Annotated in this window: 11 protein-coding genes; 10 read left to right on the top strand and 1 reads right to left on the bottom strand. The window is 42.4% G+C overall.

Annotated features, from left to right (window positions below; genetic code table 11):
- Window positions 1-107 precede the first annotated feature (107 nt).
- Window positions 108-2,183 (bottom strand): S9 family peptidase, encoded by a 2,076-nt coding sequence (locus tag FN815_RS05050; protein WP_142453527.1) that lies wholly within the window; start codon window positions 2,181-2,183, stop codon window positions 108-110.
- Between the two features lie 328 nt (window positions 2,184-2,511).
- On the opposite strand from FN815_RS05050, the gene FN815_RS05045 reads away from it, so the two are divergent.
- The 10 genes from FN815_RS05045 to FN815_RS05000 all read left to right on the top strand — a co-directional run bounded on the left by FN815_RS05045 (window position 2,512) and on the right by FN815_RS05000 (window position 20,583).
- Window positions 2,512-2,772, top strand: coding sequence for a DUF6364 family protein (locus FN815_RS05045; protein ID WP_142453526.1), 261 nt, complete (start codon window positions 2,512-2,514; stop codon window positions 2,770-2,772).
- Window positions 2,762-3,196: a type II toxin-antitoxin system VapC family toxin gene (locus FN815_RS05040; RefSeq protein WP_142453525.1), complete on the top strand. Its 435-nt coding sequence runs from the start codon at window positions 2,762-2,764 to the stop codon at window positions 3,194-3,196. The genes FN815_RS05045 and FN815_RS05040 overlap by 11 nt, the downstream gene beginning before the upstream one ends.
- Window positions 3,197-3,357: 161 nt before the next feature.
- Window positions 3,358-3,576 carry a heavy-metal-associated domain-containing protein gene (locus tag FN815_RS05035; protein ID WP_142453524.1) on the top strand — a complete coding sequence of 73 codons (219 nt, stop codon included), beginning with the start codon at window positions 3,358-3,360 and terminating at the stop codon, window positions 3,574-3,576.
- A 106-nt stretch (window positions 3,577-3,682) separates the two neighbouring features.
- The gene (locus FN815_RS05030; RefSeq protein ID WP_142453523.1) at window positions 3,683-5,947 is read left to right on the top strand and encodes a heavy metal translocating P-type ATPase; all 2,265 of its coding nucleotides are present in this window, start codon (window positions 3,683-3,685) and stop codon (window positions 5,945-5,947) included.
- A 93-nt stretch (window positions 5,948-6,040) separates the two neighbouring features.
- On the top strand, window positions 6,041-7,060 hold the full coding sequence (locus FN815_RS05025; RefSeq protein ID WP_142453522.1) for a hypothetical protein: 1,020 nt from the start codon (window positions 6,041-6,043) through the stop codon (window positions 7,058-7,060).
- A 59-nt stretch (window positions 7,061-7,119) separates the two neighbouring features.
- Window positions 7,120-7,896: a hypothetical protein gene (locus FN815_RS05020; RefSeq protein ID WP_142453521.1), complete on the top strand. Its 777-nt coding sequence runs from the start codon at window positions 7,120-7,122 to the stop codon at window positions 7,894-7,896.
- A gap of 97 nt (window positions 7,897-7,993) precedes the next feature.
- The gene (locus tag FN815_RS05015; protein WP_142453520.1) at window positions 7,994-10,162 is read left to right on the top strand and encodes a hypothetical protein; all 2,169 of its coding nucleotides are present in this window, start codon (window positions 7,994-7,996) and stop codon (window positions 10,160-10,162) included.
- Between the two features lie 475 nt (window positions 10,163-10,637).
- A complete protein-coding gene (locus tag FN815_RS05010; protein ID WP_142453519.1) occupies window positions 10,638-12,620 on the top strand; it encodes a hypothetical protein in 1,983 nt (660 codons plus the stop codon).
- Window positions 12,621-12,664: 44 nt separating this feature from the next.
- Entirely contained in the window at window positions 12,665-12,895 is a 231-nt protein-coding gene (locus FN815_RS05005) for a hypothetical protein (RefSeq protein ID WP_142453518.1), read from the top strand.
- Between the two features lie 98 nt (window positions 12,896-12,993).
- Window positions 12,994-20,583, top strand: a complete 7,590-nt coding sequence (locus FN815_RS05000) for a S8 family serine peptidase (protein ID WP_142453517.1) — start codon at window positions 12,994-12,996, stop codon at window positions 20,581-20,583.
- The last annotated feature ends 68 nt before the right edge of the window (window positions 20,584-20,651 follow it).

Below are 20,651 nucleotides of genomic sequence, written 5' to 3'. Positions count from 1 at the left end.
GATAGCAAACAATCTGCAATTTTCAATTTGCAATCTGTAATTTTCGCACACCGCACACCGCACACCGCAACTTTAGCCCTGCCGCAAGCGTCCGCTTGTGGCAAAGATTACGGCTTCAACTCCCGTTCAAAAAACTCATAGATTCGCCGGTACTCATCATACCAGGCATCTTCGTCGCGAAAGCTGTGGCGCTCGGTCGGATAGATCATCAGCTCAAAGTCTTCGTTACCCGACTGTACCAGCTTTTCGATGTATTGAGCCACATCCTGGAAACCCACGTTGTCATCAATCAAACCATGCAATAACAATACGGGTCGCTCCAGCGAATCAGCATAAGTAATGGGTGAACTTCTGGCATAATTCACAGAATCTCTTTCGGGTGTGCCCAAGCGTGGCAGGGTGTACCAGGGGTTGGTGTAGTAATAGTTTTCCCAATTGGTGACGGAGCGCAGAGCCGCAGCCGCATCAAAACGCTCGGGAGAAACGCTAACGGCATAAAGAGCCATAAATCCTCCATAGCTACCACCATAGATACCTACACGTGATGTATCAGCCTTAGGGAAGTTATCCGTAAGAAAAGCGAGACCGTCTTCAATATCCTGGGTTTCGTATTTGCCCATCCAGCCGGTTACGTCTTCCCGAAATTTGCGTCCGTATCCGGTGCTGTGGCGGTAATCCACTTCAATCACGTAATAGCCCTGCAGCGTTAAATACTGATGAAACAGGTATTCGCGCCAGTAGCTGTTACTCCAGCCTTTGTACACATTTTGCAGCGAACCGGCGCCATGCACAAACACCACTACGGGATTACCGGCCGGATTGCGGCGGGCCGGGCGCAATACCGACATAGAAAGGCGAGTTTTGCCATCCCGGGAATTGAAGCGAACAAATTCTTCTTGCTGCCAGTTGTACTCGAAAAAGCTCTCAGGGACAGAATTAGTCAGTTTAGTTTCTCTTTTGGGGATTTTGGTATCTACCAGATGCAGATCAAAGGGCTCATTAAAAAAGGTTTTCTCATATACTACGTAACGGCGGTCGTGGCTCAGTTCAAAGTCGCGACGGTATCCTTCTTCAGTAGTAAGTTTAACAGGCATGTTGGTGATGATATCCAGGCGGGAAAGCTGAATTTCGCCACGGTCCATCTCACTGGTTGCCATCACAATCGTACGTTCGTCAATCCATCTTGCCCATGGGATGTCGTATTCACCAAAGGTATGCTGCTCAAAACCGGTACCATCCGGATTAATGGTGTAGAGATGGTTCCAACCGTCCTTTTCGCTCTGGAACATCAGCCGGTCGGTAGCAGGTGCAAACTCCATATTAGTGCCATACATCCAGCCTTCGGTTTGATCTTCAAACAAAGTTTTTGAGCTGTAATCCTCCACTTTATATACAATGATTTGGCGGTTCTTCATCGGCGGGTCTACATAGTCGAGGGCTACATGCTTACCGGAAGCACTTGCATCAATGTCTACATAACCCTTCCGATTGAAAATGACTTTTATCTCGCCGGAATCAACCGGAGCAATAGATACGATTTGAGTAGGTATACCCCGGCGATCGCCTCCGGGCTTCACATAGGTATCAGCATATTCAGGGAAGTAGTATTCTCGGTAATCGGACTCATCCCGCTGGATAAGAACCAGTTTGTCTCCGGCCCAGGTTTCAACATCGTAATTGGGGGCGTCTTCCTTTTTTCGGGTTATTTGTTTGATGAAAGCCTGGTTCACCCCAGAAACCCAGATATCTCCACCTTTCACAAAAGCGAACCTGGAACCGTCCGCATTCCAAACCGGGCTATAATCGGGATCTTTGGTGGCAACGATTATACGTTTATTCTCAAAGTCGGTATTGGCTAAAACCAGGTCCCCTTTCTCGGTGTACAGCACATGCTTGCCATCCGGCGAAAGCTCGTAATTCCGGATAATATCATCCGGCGCCTCCTGCTGGTTTTTACCCGTGAGTCCAACCTGGAATAAATCGGTATCAGAAGTAGCAGAATCACTCCATTGAAAATACACGGTTCTGCCATCGGGGGAGAAGTGAGAAAAGGAGGGGCGTGTGCCGGGGATGAAAGGCTCATGGAAAATGTCTTTCATTGTTAGCGCCTCAGGAAACTGTTGCGCCTGAACATTGATCCCTGCAAATACAATAAAGACAAGTAATGCGAATAGTTTTTTCATGTATGTATGCTGATAATTAACCTGATAAAAGAGTGCCTTTGAGGATAAAAACTTTAGGGGATAAAAATTGCAAAAAATGGTAGGGGGGATTGGACTATGATATCTGTGATTTTTCTGAGGTGCTGTGATTAATCATTAGCTTCCTAAACGTTAAAGAATTTGGAACTCATAATTATCCATCGCCTCATATCTTCTGTCTCGGAGCCGGCTAAAGAGGGGCACTGTTCGGGCCTGTTTTATTCTGCAAAAAAAGCCCATTACAATTTTATAGTTTGTTGATGAAATACGTGTATTAAATTATATTACACGTGTAATAAAAATTCTTCTCATGAAAAAGAAACTTACCCTTACCATAGATAAACAGGTCACAGAAAGAGCCAAGCGGTTAGCAAAAAGCGAAGGTACGAGTGTATCAGAAATGGTAGAGAACTATCTCGCTGAGAAAACAAAAGAAGCCGGGGACTGGGAGCCCAGGAAAAATTCATGGACTAGTAAATTGCTGGGCAGTGTAGTGATGGAAGAAAAAGATCAGGAAGAGGACTACAAAACCATTAAGCAAAGGGAGATACTCAAAAAGCATGGCGCCTAAGCTGTTGTTGGATGTAAATGTTTGCCTGGATGTTTTATTAGACCGAAAACCTTTTGTATCGCATTCGGGCAAAATTTTTGAGTTGGGTGAAGAGGGAAAGGTAGCGTTGTTTATCTCTGGTTTATCTTTTGATACACTATTTTATGTGATGCGTCCACAAATGGGCGCTAAAAAATCTACAGATCTGTTAAAGTTAATGCTTAAGCATATAGCGGTAGCTCCGGTAAACCAATCTGTTGTATCAAAGGCTTTGAATGCCAATTGGAAAGATCTTGAAGATGCACTGCAGTACTATGCAGCTCTTGAGCAAGGTTGTGATTTTCTTATTTCCCGAAACCATACAGATTTTAAAACAAGGGAGTTGGATAAAATCAAAGTGCTTCCTCCAATCCAATTCCTTGAAGAGTCTTTTAACCAGAAATAATGTGATAGCTAATAATTAATCACAGCACCTCAGAAAAATCATATTCATCAGAGTTACTCTTTTCGCAAAATTAGATAAATCCCCGTCACCATTTAACATTTTGCACTGCGTGATACTTTGTATTTTCAATGCGAACAAAATGCTAAAGCAATTAAAGTATCATGAGATCAAAAGTTTTAATTATTGAAGGAATGGGATGTGCCAACTGCGTGGATGCGGTGGATAGTGCGCTGCGAGGAGTTAAAGGCGTCCGAGCCGTAAAAGTGGATTTGGACAAAGGCATCGCAGAAGTAGGCTATAACGAAGATGAAGTGGAGAAAGGTTCTTTTCGGCAAGCCATCGAGGGAGCCGGTTATTCCATGAGCGGTGTAAAAGGATAGTTTCTTGTCAAGGACTAAAGAGCGTGTTGGTTTCAAGAACTGACAGGCTTATCACAGGTACCCAATATTTCCCAATTAGTAAGACTCAGAAGAGTCAGGATCAAACATGAGTAAGGCAACTCTTCAAATAGATGGCATGCATTGTGCCGGTTGTGTCAATGCAGTGGACAAACAGTTAGAATCTCTGCAGGGTGTGAAGTCGGCACAGGTAAACCTGGCTACGGAATCGGCTGTGGTAGAATACGAGGGCGACCTGACCATGGATGATTTTGCCGAAGCTATTGCCAAAGGTGGATTCACTTTGGTGCGGAATGATTCTGAAACCGTATCCCGTGCCGAGCAAACTGAAGAACGTGAGCAGCGGAAATACGATACCGCCCGTCGTAATATGATTTGGTCCTGGGTGCCAGTGGTTATTATGGTGATGTGGATGCTGCCGATGTGGCTCACGGGCTATATGTTTTTAGGTCCGGTAGTGATGGAAATTGCGATGATCACCTTGTCTGGCTTTGCCATTATTGTACCGGGTTGGGAAACGGTGAAAAGTGCCTGGAGATCAACCCGCAACCTAAGTCCCAATATGGATGTGCTGATTGCCATGGGCTCTCTGGCCTCACTTTCTACGGGTTTTGTTGCCTTGCTTCACCACCTCCGCTTGGCTCCGGATTTCCATAGTTTCGCTATGATTGGGGGTATGATTATGGCCTTCCATCTCACCGGCCGTTTTATTGAAACCAAAGCTAAAGGTAGCGCCTCCCAGGCTATTCGTAAACTGCTGACGCTGGGCGCCAAAGAAGCCTCAGTGATTCGTGATGGACAGGAAATCAAGATTCCCGTGAATGAATTGAAAAAAGGGGATGTGATGATGGTGCGTCCGGGCGAAAAAATACCGACCGACGGAGAAATTATTGAAGGCCAAAGCAGTCTGGACGAATCGCTGGCCACAGGCGAATCGATGCCGGTAGAAAAATCGGAGGGCGATGAAGTAATTGGTGCTACGCTCAACATCAACAGCGTACTAAAAGTAAAGGCGACCAAAATAGGCAGCGAGACGTTTCTGAACCAGGTGATTCGTATGGTGGAAGAAGCCCAAGGTTCTAAAATTCCCATCCAGGATTTTGCCGATCGGGTGACTCGTGTTTTTGTACCGGCCGTACTGGCGCTGGCGTTACTTACGCTCACAGCTTGGCTCGTCTTTCCCGGCTTTTTTGGAGGATTAGTGGAATGGGCCGCATCCTTTATTCCCTGGGTGAATCCTGAACTGGGTCCGGTGGCTCTGGCTTTTTATGCGATGATTGCCGTGCTGGTGATTGCATGTCCCTGTGCACTGGGCCTGGCCACGCCAACAGCTTTGATGGTAGGTTCCGGCCTGGGCGCTGAAAACGGCATCCTCATCCGCAAAGGAGAAGCCATACAGGTTATGAAAGATGTTGACGCTATTGTGCTGGATAAAACCGGGACCATCACCAAAGGGAAACCGGAAGTAACCGACGTACTTACTTTTGGGGATATGGATGAAACACGCTTACTCGAATTGGCCGCCACGGTAGAGAATAATTCCGAGCACCCGCTGGCCCGTGCAGTGGTAGAAGCGGCAAGACAACGTGGAGTAGAGCCAGGCAAAAGTACTGGTTTTGAAAATGTTACCGGCAAAGGTGTTAAAGCCATTTTAAGCGATGGTGCTGTAGGTGTGGGAACTGCTTCGCTGATGGAGGAGCTTGGGGTAGAGATTGCAGCCGAGCCATCAACCCAAAAAGAACAACTGGAAGAGCAAGCGAAAACGGCTGTTTATGTGAGTTATGCGGGGAATTTGATTGGTTTGATAGGTATTGCCGACGAGGTGAAAGAAGACAGCAAGCAGGCAATTAGTGAGCTCAAAAAGTTAGGCCTGAAAACAATTATGCTGACTGGTGACAATGAAAAGACCGGCAAGGCCATCGCTCAGAAAGTCGGGATTGATGAAGTGATTGCAGGTGTGTTGCCTGATCAGAAATCCGAGGAGATACGGAAACTGCAGGAATCCGGTCATATGGTAGCGATGGTGGGTGATGGCATCAACGATGCTCCGGCCCTCACCCGCGCGGATGTGGGTATCGCTATTGGCACCGGCACCGATGTAGCCATTGAGTCCGGCGATATTGTACTTGTTAAAGGTGACCTGCCGGGCGTACTGCGTGCTATAAAACTGAGCAACGCCACCTTCAAAAAAATCAAACAAAATCTGTTCTGGGCCTTCTTCTACAACCTGGTGATGATTCCGCTGGCCATCATAGGTTTGCTTCACCCACTACTGGCCGAAGCAGCCATGGCTTTCAGCTCAATTAATGTGGTATTTAACTCGCGCAGGTTGGGGAAGACGGATTTGAAGTAGGGTTGAATGAAAAAATATGTATAAATTTTAATGCTAAGAAGTTGAAATTTCACCACTAAACACGTTAATTGGTGACGAATTAACGGGTTATGTATGGAGAAATTAAAAAATACGCTGGTACAAGCTTTAGAAGGAGATGAAAGAGCGACAGTAAGATTGTGTAACCATTGCCGAAGAGTGGCAGTGGCATATTTACGGACAAAGGTTAAACATGATGATTTTTTGTTGCAGCACCTCTACAGTTCAGTAGATGATCTTGCCTTAGACTGCATTGCCGATTTATTTGGGAGAAAAGGTAATTCTTTATTTCAGATAGAGGAGTATATGGATAGGGCAGAATGTAGCGTCATGACGGAGCCAGAAGTTGTTTCAAAAATTAGGCGCCTGATTTTCAGCAAAGTTAATGAGGGACTTTTTAAGAATTACCGCAGTTTTGATCCGTCTCTTTCAAAGATTATAAGGAACCTAAAACGAACACTCGAAGAGGGAAAAGTGGAAGGGGGCGTGTATGATTCGAATACCGGAGAGATTGAATTTGTTGATTTTATTAGAATACAAAAACCGAATATTACCGATGAAATATTGGAAATTCGTTTATCTGGGCGACTCTCTGAAATATCAAATAGTGTTGAAGCCGTGTATCAATTAAAAAGTATCCTGGAATTCGAGGTTGGGTATTCTGCAAAGCTTTCACTGGTAAATTTTGCAATTGTCCTGCGCAAATCATTTGCTCGCCGATTAAACATCAAAGAAGATATTGTTTATCAAAAATCTGATTTACGCGCTGATGAAATCAACGAGTTTATCGAACAAAGTATCATTGAATTGAAACCGCAATTATTTTCCACCTATGTTGATTCTGATAAACTACATCCCATACATTTTGAAAAGTATTTACAGGCTGTAAAGGACATATTAGAATCAGACTTTGTAAAAAAATCACCTAAAGAGGGCTATTTTGAACATTTTGAATTTTATTTTCCCGAAGTTTCTTATGGAAGGTATCGAGAAGAACATCGCACGCGGTTGGAATATCTTGTACGGAAAGTCAGAGAATTCCTAGTCAGTGAATTAAAAAGGGAAGAATATTTCAGCAGGTTTAGAAGATGGTAACGAACTACAAATAAGGACAGAATAAGGCAATAAATTAATAGTAATTTCAAGAAAGTAGTTTGAGAAAAGTTAGTGAATATAAGATAGAACAGTATCTGAGGTATCCGCAGACCTTGAGTGATGAAGAACGCACATTCATATCCGAGGAAATTAAGAATTCAGCAGAAGCGTCTAAGATATATCGGTTTTTAAAAGAATATTACGAAGAGTTAGATGCTATTAAGTCAGAAAAAGAATCGGTTATACCACTTGAGTTCAAGAGACAGAAACAAAACCCTGGAGTTGGTAGTCCGGTAGTTTTGGCTGCAATGAGTGAAAATTCAGAAAAGGCTTCACTAGTCACTAAGGCAACCTTGGTTTCAGAGAGACCAAAAACAGTGGTTAGGGTGCTTGAAAATAAAATGGATGATACGCTGCAGTTTCATGTTCATGGAGAAGAGCCGGGTACTACCGAGCGGGTGATTGTCTCTTTCCAAAACCCCAAACTGGATTTGGTTACCGATGAGGAAGGAAAGTTAAAGCAAGTTCGTGAACTTTCAGATATTCAATGGGAAGAGGTTTCTGCAGTGCTTCGGATACCGGTTTTTAGGTTTAACATGAATAAAGTAAATCATGGTAAGCTGTATTCATTAAGAGATGTGGGAGGCTCGGAGGTAAAGATAAATCAAACCAAAGAAGAGGTTACTTTTGTTGTTAAAGATCAGGAAAGTAGCTTATCCCGGATTCTAATGGTTAATAAGAAATCTGACGAGGTGATTTTAAATCGTATAGATCCCGAAGGTACCTCATTTAGTTTTAGAGGTAGGATGGAGGCTATATTTTACTTTTATAAATAGGGATATAATTACACAATAAAAGCACATTTCGGGGTGATTTGTGCAGTTTACAACAGAATTGTGTTGTAAAATAATAGGTTCAAAAGGGTTTTAGCAGATGGGTATAGATCCACTTAAAATTGAGGATTTTTTTAATGAGACTTTGGCAGGTTTAAAGGTTTCAACTTCAGAACGAAGTCAGCTTTATCTTATCCAAAAGTTTCTTAAAAGGCTAAATGGAAGAAATCGGGAATACGAGTCATATCTTATACAGGTATTGGACTATTTGCCCTCTATGGAGTATCCATTACTTTTTACAGGGATGCATCCTAAATATTTACAATTGTTATTGGATGATTTAGAAAAAGCTATTGATCACATACCAGAGCTAAAGCAGGATGAGGAATTTCTAAAGAAGTTAGATTGGCTCAGGGAAGGCTTAAACTTGTTGTTTAATTGGCTTGGGGAAGATAAAACCGGTACAAAAGTAGCAGCGCTTTACAAGTTTGATAATGAAATAGGGGGGCGTAAAAAGGATTTCGGGCAGGGGGAAGTGTTGGTTCCGGTAGTTGAGGCATATCAACAGGGCTCACAGAAAGGAAGGTTGCGTACTCTAAAAGTAGAGTTGATGGGGGAATCATCATCTAAAAACCATCAAATAAAACCAGTTTTTGGAGTGATTGGTGCCGATGCCGGTACGATCGGATACAATTCTGTGAAGGCTGCAGATAATCTGCTAAAAGAAAATATACAAAGCAGCAAACGCTGGAGTGCCACTGCCGCCTTTGAACTCAGCCATGCATGGCATGCAGGTCATTCAGCGAATTTGGCTTTAGCGGGGCTTTTCTATTGCGAAGTACTGAAAAAAGAAAGCAAGCGTGAATACTTTCAACTTAATCCGGCTATCGCGGTAACCGGAGACATAGAGGAAAAAGGAAAAGTTAAAGCAGTTGCTGCTTCTACTATAAAACAAAAAGTTGAGGCAGCTTTTTTTTCCTGGGCACAGGTGCTGGTGGTTCCGGTTGAGCAATTGGAACAGGCAAGTAGTCATGTGGATGAGCTCAGAAAGGAATACCCTAACAGGCATTTAGCAGTTAAAGGAATTGGAGAGTTAAGAGAGCTATTTTTTGATCGAAGGCTGACACTTTATAAGAAGACTCCCTTGGTAGAGTATGTAACAAAAAAGGCATACGCAAAGCGCAAAAGCACAGTAGTAATTGGCGTATTTTTAATTTTATTATTGATTATAGCCAAGCTTGTGTATGGGCCAATTGACAAAAACCCGGTTTCAGTTGAATATGGAGGAGATCAATATATTTTTCAAAATAAGAGTGGATCAGAAATAGCTCTTATAACGGCCAAATATGAGGAGGATATTGAAGTAAGTGAGAGATTAGATGAACCCGTTTTTGAGTTTTACGATATAACCGGAGATGGTATAAATGAAGTTATATATGCGGAAGGTTTAAGTAGGCAAGCTCCAGCAAACAGTATATTAAAAGTAAGAGATGTAAACTCGAATGAACTTATATGGGAGAGTAATTTTGCATTTGATGTTGAATTTCCTCGCCAACAAGGGATGGATGAAATGTTTTTTTACGTGAGTGAAACTGCAATAGCTATAGATAAAAATAATACACCTGTATTAGTAGTCAGGGGCGATGCATCACTTCATTTTCCAGGTATTGTGGCCAAATATGATCTGTCGAATGGAAAATTGTTAGGATACTATCTGCACAGTGGAAACATCAATGATATGGAAATTATGGATCTTGATGATGATAGCACGGACGAGATTTTTATCACAGGAGTAAATAATGCCTTTTGGTCGGCATACCTAGCTGTTTTAGACATTGAGAATGTCTTAGGGCATTCTCCAGTTCAAGGGGATTATATCCCCAAAAATATAAAATCTGCTAAGGAATATGCTTATATATTGATGCCCAGAACTAGTGTTGGCGAGGCCTTCAGCGATGTATATAAATTCAATGTTGGTAGGGTAATAAGAAAGAAAAAGGATCTTTTTTGGGTAGAGGTGTTTGATACTCCTCCTCATGAGTTCATGGGCGTGGAAAACCAAGGATTTATAGTGTACACATTTAATCATGATTTGTCCGTACAAAGTATTGTGAGTAGTGATGACTACGATGTAGTAGCACGAAATTTATATAATGAAGGCCACATCTCTTTTATCCCAGATTATGGTTATTTCGAGGCCTTTAAGGATTCTCTTCTTTTCTGGAATGGAGAAGAGTTTGTCATGGGTGATAACTTTTCTAAACAGTAGGAGACATTCTTAAAACAGGGTGTGGGAGTCAGTTGGAGGTACTGATATTGTTCTTATCTGGATGGGCTGTAACTTAAATAGTTTTTAAAAAAGGCACTTTACTAAATGTGGTAAAGCGTACAGAAAATATCACCATGTGGATTAGAAGAGTCTAAGATTAAAAAAAATTCTGCTACGCGAGGGAGGTGTAAGGAGAATAGATCAAAGTGATGCAAGATATTCTTAACAAAAGTATGTAACGAACTTTACAGGATCAGCCACTCACACAACTCATAACAAGAGATGATATACAGACAGCATGTTACCAGATCCAATTCGGGTAGAAGAACTTTATGAGCGCATACACCATGAACTACTGCAATCGTTTTCAGAATGGGATCAGTTATACTTAATCCTGGAATTTGTTAACAGCGTTCGGGGCCACTATTCCAGTTTTGATTCTTATCTGATTCAGCTTTTTCACGAATTTCCATGGATGAAATCACCATTATTATTCACTGGAATGCACCCGGATGAATTTGAAGTACAGATTAAAAAGATTGAGCAGGTAGTTGAAAAGGTGCAAGAGCTGAAACAGGATGAGTTACTTGCACAAAAAATAGATTATTTACGGCAGGGACTTCATTACCTGAATGAATGGCTCGGAGTAGAACGATTTACAGATGATAATGCCTTGGTTCTGAAAGAAAAATCAGGTAGACAAACTCAGTCGGAAGAGGGAAAGGTTTTTATTCCAGTGGTAAGAGGCGGTGGAGCTAAGAATACTCGGGGGCGTTTGAGAAAACTTGAAGTACAATTAGTAGGGGAAGCTCGGAGGTCAAAATATGAGATAAAACCCTTATTTGGAGTGATTGGTGCAGATGCAGGAAAAATAGGTCAAAGAGCAGCAAAGGCTGCAGGCAAACTTTTTCAGGAAAACGGTGTGAGAACCAAATATTGGAGTTCCACAGCTTCTTTTGAGCTAAACCACGCCTGGCATGCAGGTCATTCAGCTAATTTAGCACTGTCCGGACTATTTTATTGTGAAATGCTTCAAGGGGAGAATAGCCGAGAATATTTTAAGCTTAACCCAAGTATGGCAGTTACGGGTGATATAGATGAAGATGGAAAGGTATTGCCAGTTGAGGAAAAGGGACTAAGAGAAAAAGTACATGCTGCTTTTTTCTCTTGGGTGCAGGTGATGGTGGTACCTATGGACCAATTAGAGCAGGTTACTGAATATGTGCAGCTACTCAATAAAAGGTTTCCAAACAGACATTTAATTCTAAAAGGAGTAGGACACCTCAGGGAACTGTTTTATGACCGTCGAATTTCTTTGCACGTCCAAAGGTCCTTGATCAGTTTGACAGCAAAGCAGGTTTGGAAAAAGAAAGTAAATGCAGTGTTTGGGCTAATAATAGCCATATTGATCGGTATCATAGCGTGGTTACAATTTGGTCCTGTAGATCAAAACCCAGTGAGTATAGAATATTCTGGAGAATACCTGGTGCTTAAAAATCAGTATGATATCACGGTAGACCGTATAGAGCTTGGAGAGGTAGCTGTAGAAAAAATGGTAGAAAAGCATGGAGAAAACCCCCGGGGCTTGCTTTACGATATGAATGGTGACGGTGTCAATGAATTGATTTGGTCAAAATCTATGGAGAATTATAATCGGGAAAATACTTTTATACAAGCATGGTCAGTCAGTGGAGATTCGATAATTTGGCAGCAACCTGTCAAAATGGAATATGGTTTTCCCCGTCAGTATTTAGCTAATGAGGGTTCACTGAATATCACTGAGATGGCAGTAGTAGAAGTTGATGGCATTTCAAAATTAATCGTGACTGCGAATGTGGGGAATTTTTTCCCGGCATCTGTGAGACGGCTTAATTTAATCACCGGAGCTAAAGAACAAGAGTACATGCATGCTGGTCAAATTAGCGATATGGCCGTACTTGATCTGGATAAAGATGGTCAAGAAGATTTGGTGTTTACCGGGGTTAATAATGCATTTTGGCTGGCCACGGTGTTTGTATTAGATCCTGCTGACTTACAAGGCCATTCACCGTTACAGGGTGATTATGTAGTAGAAGGAATGGGAAGAGCCAATGAGGATAAATACTTGTTTATCCCTAAAACAATAGTAGGCAAATACTATAGTTTTGTAGAGAAATTTAACTTTGGCTGGCAGGTCTATATTGACAAAAGTAGAGAACTGTTTTGGGTTAAAGTAAGGGAGGTGAGCCGTGAAATAGAAAATTATGGCAAGCAGGAAGCTTCCGTATATATCTATTTCAATTATAATCTTGAGCCGGTCAGTTTCATAACCAGCAATCACTACGACATTATCGCTCGGGAACTTTACCAAAAAGGTGATGTCCCTTTTATCCCGGATTACGAGTACTGGGAGGCATTTAAAGATTCAGTGATATACTGGGATGGAAGCATGATTGTACAAGAAGAGATTTCTAAGTAAAAAATAACAGGGACTTAAAAAGTAAAATTAAGCAGTTTATTATTATGAAAGAGAAACATAGATGCGAATTTTGTGAAGCTGTAGAGGGAAAACCACGTCCGCTTGGAAGGTTTATAGTAGAGTTAGAAAAAGTGAAAACCCAAAAAGGGAAAGAGATCTATGTCTGCCAAAGTTGTGTGGTGCATAACCGGGATAAATTGGATTTGCCTGGGAAAGGGGATGAAAAAGGGATTTTAAAAATAATGAAAAGATGTAAACGAGTATTTACAGGTTAGAAAATAAAAAGCCGTTTTTTTCTGCGAGGTAGATTTGTGGGGATGATGATTTACAAACAGTAATACAATACTGTTCATGTTAACACAATCATAAAGCCATGATTTTAATATCATCTATTAGAATTCAAATACTTCTAATCCTTGTTTCTATATTATTTATTGTTTCAAATGTAGAAGCTCAATCCACTCAAGAGTATGTGCCGGGAGAGATGATTGTGAAATATAAATCTGATATTCCAGATTCCGCAAGAGAAGTCATGAAGCAGAATCACCAAATTGTGTCTTACAAAAAATTCAAGCTTATTGAAGCTGAATTATGGAGGGTTAGTAAGGGGATAGTACCTCAAGCATTGAACGTATTGAACAATAATCCCAATATAGAGTATGCTGAACCAAATTATATTTTAAGAGCTATTGAAGCGGTTCCTGGTGCTACTTCGGTAACTCCAAATGATCCATCGTTTAATAATCTTTGGGGGCTTAATAATGATGGGCAAACAGAAGGCACGGCAGATGCTGACATAGATGCTCCGGAAGCGTGGGATATTACTACCGGGAGTGATCAAATAATTATAGGGGTGATTGATTCCGGTGTAGACTATACCCATGAAGACTTATCCGAAAATATGTGGGTAAATGAGGCGGAAATTCCAGGAAATGGTATTGATGACGATGGCAACGGATATATTGATGACGTATATGGGTATGATTTTTGGAATGATGATGGGGATCCATACGATGTAGCTGATGGAGATGCGCATGGTACCCATGTGGCGGGTACAATCGCAGCTGTTGGAGATAATGGAATAGGGGTGACAGGTGTAAACTGGGAAGCCAAAATAATGGCGCTAAAATTTTTAGGACCCGATGGGGGAAATACCTCTGATGCAATATCGGCTTTAGAATATGCTATTATGATGGGAGCCCATATAACCAGCAACAGCTGGGGCGGCGGCGGTTATTCCCAAGCTTTGAGTGATGCTATTGAAGCCGCTGGCGATGCCGGCCAGCTATTTATAGCGGCGGCCGGAAATGGAGGCGCCGATAATATTGGAGATGACAATGACCTAATGCCGCACTATCCATCCAGCTATGACCTTGATAATGTAATAGCTGTTGCATCCACAACAGACGATGATGCTTTATCTGGTTTTTCAAATTACGGGGCCATTTCTGTTGACTTAGCTGCACCTGGTTCATCCATTTTGAGTACAACCCCGGGAGATACTTATTCTTATTTTAGTGGTACGTCGATGGCTACTCCTCATGTTACAGGAGTGGCGGCTCTTATTCTTTCTCAGGATCCTGAACTCTCCAACAATCTAGTTTCTTATGAAACGGTCCGTGATAAAATATTTAATTCCGTAGAACTACTACCGGCTCTTGAGGGTAAAACTACGACTGGCGGCCGGCTAAATGCATTTCAGGCGGTAGGTGTAGCAGATACGGTCAAGCCTGGAACTATAACAGATCTTTCAATATCAGATGTTGCTTCCACCTCAGTGCTATTAAAATGGTCTGCTACGGGAGACGATGGGACAGTTGGGTCCGCTAATAGATATGATATTCGGCATTCAACTCAGCCAATATCAGAAGTCAATTTTTCAGAAGCTACTGAAGTAAACCAAGACTTGATTTCATCTGAATTTGGGGAACCTGAGGTGTTAAAGGTTTCTGGCCTTGAATATAACACAACGTATCACTTTGCAATAAAAGCGTATGATGAATGGGAAAACGAATCAGAGGTCTCAAATGTACCGAGCACCACTACTTTAGGAATACCTACATTATCTTTAAGTGCTGATATAATTTCAGTGGAACTATTATCAGGGCAGACGTCAGTTGAATCACTTAATTTTGCAAATTCGGGTGATGGAGTACTTGAGTTTAGCTTTCCCGCAATAGGTGCTTTACAGTTATTAAATCAGCCTAATCTTCAGAAAAATGATATATCTAATAACTTCAATTATCAAATACCTGCGAAAGGAGAAAATGATACGAGAAAAGGCAATCCTGTCGTTTTAGGGGGGGGAGGCCCAGACCTGTTTGGTTATCGATGGATTGATAGTGATGAAATCGGAGGCCCGGTTTTTAATTGGGTAGATATTTCAGAGACCGGTACATCCGTGAACTTAGGTGATGATGATTATATTAAAATAACCTTGCCATTTGAGTTTCCTTTTTATGGTGTTTCTTATAGTGAAGCATATCTTACTTCAAATGGCTTGCTAAGTTTTGATGACCAATTATTGTACGTGCTTGCGAATACTCCAATTCCTGATTCGAGTGGACCAAATAATTTAATAGCAATGTTTTGGGATGATCTTAACCCATCCGAAGGTGGAGAAATCTTTTATGAGTACCATAATGAGTCAGGACAGTTCATCATACAATTTAATGAGATTACGCATTATAGCTACGACAATGATGAATTCTCTTACACTTTCCAGGCATTGCTTTCAAGTAACGGTACAATAAAGCTTCAATTCCAATCAATGTCAGACCCAACTAACACCTCTACCATTGGTTTAGAAAATACAGATGGTACTGATGGGTTGCAGGTAGTTTTTAATAGTGAATATGTTCATGATGAATTGGCTATTAGCTTTTCCAAAGCACCACAATTTATTACAGATATCAATCCTGTAGAGGCAAGTCTGGCTGCTGGGGATAATACTGATGTTGATTTTACCTTCGATGTAAATGGCTTGGAAACAGGAGAGTATACTTCGGTTCTGGATTTAGCATCCAATGATCCAAATAAACTTTTGACCACAATAGAAGCTACAGTTGATGTGACGGGAATTCAGGATATTGCAGTATCTGATTCCTACTTAGATTTTGGCGAGGTATTTGTTGACGAAACCGGTTCTCAAATTTTAACCGTTTACAATGAAGGCACCCATTTACTCTCTGTCACTGATATTATCTTGGACGTAGCAGAGTTTTCTATTGATACAACTTCTTTTGATCTAAGCCCAGGTGATTCTGTGGATGTAGAGGTAATATATTATCCTGAATCAGAAGGAACTCGTGAAGGGACTTTAACAATTAATAGCGACGATCCCGATGAAAGTGAAGTAGAAATATCTTTAGTAGCATCTTCTATTCTTCCTCCTATTGCTGTGGTTACTCCGGAAGCCTTTAATGTTGAAATGGTTTCCAGCCAAACAAAAATCGAAAACTTACATATTAGTAATGTTACAGGAGGTAGTGACCTTAACTTCAACGTTCAGGTTCGAGATAAAAGCTTTGATGAATTTACGACCAAAGTTAAAGAGCTCACAAAGAATGGGCCGCTGCTTCAATCTTTTTCCAACAGTGAATATCACCATTCTTTTGGTAAGGCTCCCCAGTCAAGAATGACAAAAAAAAGAGCAAAGTCTATAGATTTTAAAGAATTAGGGGTTTTGGCCTATGGTGCAGAGTCGCTTTCAGGACAAATTGTTTCATTTGATTTAGGGGAAGCCGAAATTCTTACTCCAATTGGTGGTTTTCCAAATGAGAATTTTCCAGGAGGTGGTACATTAGACGGCTCGGATCCAACTATTGCTTACCATGTAGAAGGAGATGAGTTATATAAAACCGATCTGGAAACCGGTGCGATTACATATCTTGGAAGCCTGGATGTGCCAGAAGGGTTAAGTGGCATGACCTATGACCCATTCAACGAATTGTATTATGGGATATCCACCGATATAGAATTCTCCTACCTATATATCATTGATATTTATAACGCCACTTCAACATTGATAGGTGAAGTGGCTGACGTAGCGGGAGCTATTGCGTTGTCGGTAGCGGGAGATGGTAACCTGTATACCTATGATATAGTAACAGATCAATTGTTTGTGATTGATAAAGAGACTGCCGAAGCCAGTGCGGTTGGTCCGATAGGTTTTGATGCAAATTTCGGGCAGGGCATGAGTTATGATGCCGCTACAGATATCATGTATATGGCAGCTTTTAATATTGATTCCGGTCAACCGGAGTTACGAGCTGTTAATCTTGAGACAGGAAATACGACTTTATTAGGAGTATTAGGAGGAGAAGAACCAGGGGAATTGGTTCAGATTTCTTGGTTGGGTACCGTAACAAGTAGTGTGCCGGAGTTTGTACATATAGAGCCAACAAGTGGGGTGATACCTGCCGGAGATGAACAAGATCTGGAGGTGTTTTTTGGACCTGAAAACATTGATCTCGATCCGGGAGTATATAGAGGTGAAATTCAAATAAGTACGAACGATCCGGTAAACAGTGAATTCATTGTAGATATCGAGTTAGCTATTCGAGATGGAGGAGATATAACTATCCGCGACCTCAATACATACAATCAGCTTAATTCTGTTAATGACATACCAAACCATCCCCTGGCGGGTGAAGAAGTAATCTTTACAGCCGTCATCGTTTCTCATCCCAAAAACTCCGGGCTGGCCGGTTATAATCCGGATACCGATATGATCAATCGGCTGCACACTTTTGTAGTAGATACTTCTGCCAACACCATGGGGAAAGACGGCATGTATATGCAAGTGGTTTCTGACGGCGAGGTGATGGAACAGATTGAAGATTTCAGACGGGGGGATATTGTAACCATTACGGGAATCCACAATTTTTTCAATAATGAAGTTCAGTTAGTCCCTACCAATGTGGAGTTTGTTGGAAGTATATCTGATGGAATGGAAGAATATGCAGATCTACTGGAGCCAACTGTCATTACTACCGATGAATTGAACCAGATGACCGGAGACGGCCAACAAATCAACCTTGATAACTATACCAAGTATGTAAACCGATACGTAAAAGTGGAGTCGGCTACGGTTGAGGATAGTAAGCCATCTTCAACCGGTACGCCCTGGTTCTATTTTCAGAATAGTGATGGACAAGTATATTTCCGTTCCACTTCCCTTCGATACGAAAATAAATGGGATCAATATCGAACAGGGTATAACCTGAGACGGGAAGAAGATGGGGTTTTCGATGCGCCGATTGCAGGTTCCGAGATCAATATAAGCGGATTTGTAGAACTCTATCACGCGAATACAGATCAAGGCGGCATCAAAGTAAATACAACGGATGGATTATTTTCCATTGCACCCTGGGATGATGGCGTGTTATGGACAGAGCAGGATGGTAGTTTAGTCAGAACGACTCCCCAGGATTGGCCCGATGATCTGGAAATACTTTCAGAGCCGGGTACCCCGCCGGTAAAAGAATACCAGGAAGTCACAGTACGAGAACTGAATACATATGATCAGTTGAATTCGGTTAATGATATCCCCAATCACCCCAAAGTTGGGGAAGATGTAACTTTTACCGCGGTTATTCTTTCCGAGCCGAAGAACTCGGGATATGCAGGATATAACCCGGCTTTAACTGTTGATATTAATCGGTTACACACTTTTGTGGTGGATACTTCTGCAAACACTTCGGGTAAGGATGGCATGTATATGCATGTGGTTTCTTATTTCGATGTATTAACGCAAATAGAGCAGTTCACTTGGGGGGATGTTGTTAGGATTAAGGGAAGGCTGGCTTATTATCTGAACGAGGTACAGTTTGAGCCGGACAGTGTCATTTTTAGAGGAGATGTATTTAACCATTTTCCTGAATACCAGCATCTCCTCGAACCTACAATCATTTCAGCCGATGCATTAATAGAGCCCTCGGGCAGTGGCTTTAAAACAAATCTGGAAAACTACACAAAGTATGTAAATAGATATGTTCACATTGAACAGACAACAGTAGAAGAAAATGGGAGCCTGAATAATGATGGAAACCGGCCCTGGTTTTATGTAAATGACGGGGGGGTTAAACTCTACACAAAAGATATGTCGCTTAGGTACAGGAATGATAGAAATACATATCGCCAGGGATATAATTTTCGAAGAGTAGAAGATGGGGCGTATGTGCCCCCGGAAGCCGGGGAAACGGTGAATCTTAGAGGATTTGTAACCTTTGTAGAAAGTCAATTTGACCCAGCCGGGTTAAATGCAGACGAATCTGAGTTATTTACGATTACGCCCTGGGATGATGGGGTTCTTTGGCAAGAGCAAGGGGGCGAGATGATACGAACGACTCCCGATGGCTGGCCAGATGACTTAAACATTGTTGATGACGAAGAATTGAATGATGATTTTACCCTGGTTCTCACCGTCTCCGATGATGTGGACCACACGACCACGCTCACCATTGGAACTGCCCCCGATGCTACCACCGGTTACGATGCGGCTTACGACCAATATGCCCCGCCGGCCCCGCCCACTGGTGCTTTTGATGCACGCATCCGTTTTGGCGATGAAGATTACCTGCGTTTTTACCAACCTACCACATCCACTTCCACCGAGTGGCCGGTGCGACTGCGCGGAGCCTCGGGCACGACCAGTTTGAGTATTTCCTGGGATCCATCGGCCCTTCCCGAAGAAGGCGTGGTTACGTTAAGTTCTCCCAGTGCAGGCATTAACCGATTAAATATGGCTGAGTATTCCCATGTGAATATATCCGAAGATGAACTGACAGATATCGTCATTACTCATAGCTTATTTGAAGAATACGAGGTCAGTTATGCAGAGGGCTGGAACCTGGTTGGCCTCGCTTTAGAAGAGGATCACGAACACTTTAGTGAACTATTCAGTGATGCTATTTCTGGCACTCTGTTTGGGTTTGATGGCACCTATTACGTCAGCGATACATTGGGCATGGGTGAGGGCTACTGGCTGCGATTTAGCCAATCCGAAGAGGTGAGCTATACCGGTACAACGGTAGATAAAGTTGATCGTACTTTGCAAGAAGGATGGAACTTGATATCTGGTCATGCTGGTTGTATCCCGTCCTGCCAGTTAGAGGATTCTGAAGGGATTGTAATTCCGGGAACGATGTTTGGTTTTAACGGGGTATATCAATCGGCCGACGGGCTGAATGGTGGGCATGGCTATTGGCTGCGCACCAGCGATGCCGGCACAGTGAGTATTGAGCCCGCACCATTGGCCAAAAGTAAAGAGCCAAGCCTGCAACAAGTCTTGTCAGGCAGCTACCATCAGGTTCAGGTGCATAGCGGAGACCAACAGGGTATGACCTTGTACTTTGGTGAGACCGGTGCTGAAATGGAAAAAGCGATAGATAACCAGCAAGTTATACTTCCTCCTCTTCCGCCTAAAGGTGCTTTTGATGCTCGTTTGAATAGTGACCGTTGGTGGCTGGCACGGGACAGTATTACCATCAAGGTACAGCAGGCAGAAGTTCCTGTCACTTTCACTTTGGGTTTTTCGGATCAGACCAGCAAGGAAGTATTTAAGCTTACCGAATACGGAGGGCAGGCTCCTCCCCGTGAAACGGTATTGGAAGGTGGGCGGAAGCTACAATTGCAAAGTTCTACCACTCGGGTAATAGTCCAGGCGCTTACAGAACTGGAACTATTAGGTACCCCTGAGGAGTACCAACTCTTGCAAAACTATCCCAACCCCTTTAACCCAGAGACGACCATCCGTTATGCCCTGCCGGAAAAATCAGAAGTGCGGGTAGAAATCTTTAACGTAATGGGTCAGCTGGTGCAAACACTGGTGAACGAAGAGCAGTCCGCCGGGTTCCATGAAGTACGCTTTGATGCCTCGATGCTATCCAGCGGTATGTACCTGTACCGAATCAAGGCGGAGGACTTCGTGCAAACCAAGCGTATGGTATTGTTGAAATAGAGAAATCAAAATTAGGGGCAGGGATGGGATAGAAGCCGAACAAAAAAGTTCGGCTTTTTTTCTGCAGT

Origin of the sequence: Gracilimonas mengyeensis (genome assembly GCF_900182705.1) — a bacterium.
In the GTDB taxonomy this organism is placed as follows: Bacteria; Bacteroidota; Rhodothermia; order Balneolales; family Balneolaceae; genus Gracilimonas; species Gracilimonas mengyeensis.
This window is presented reverse-complemented; position numbering and strand designations above follow the sequence as displayed.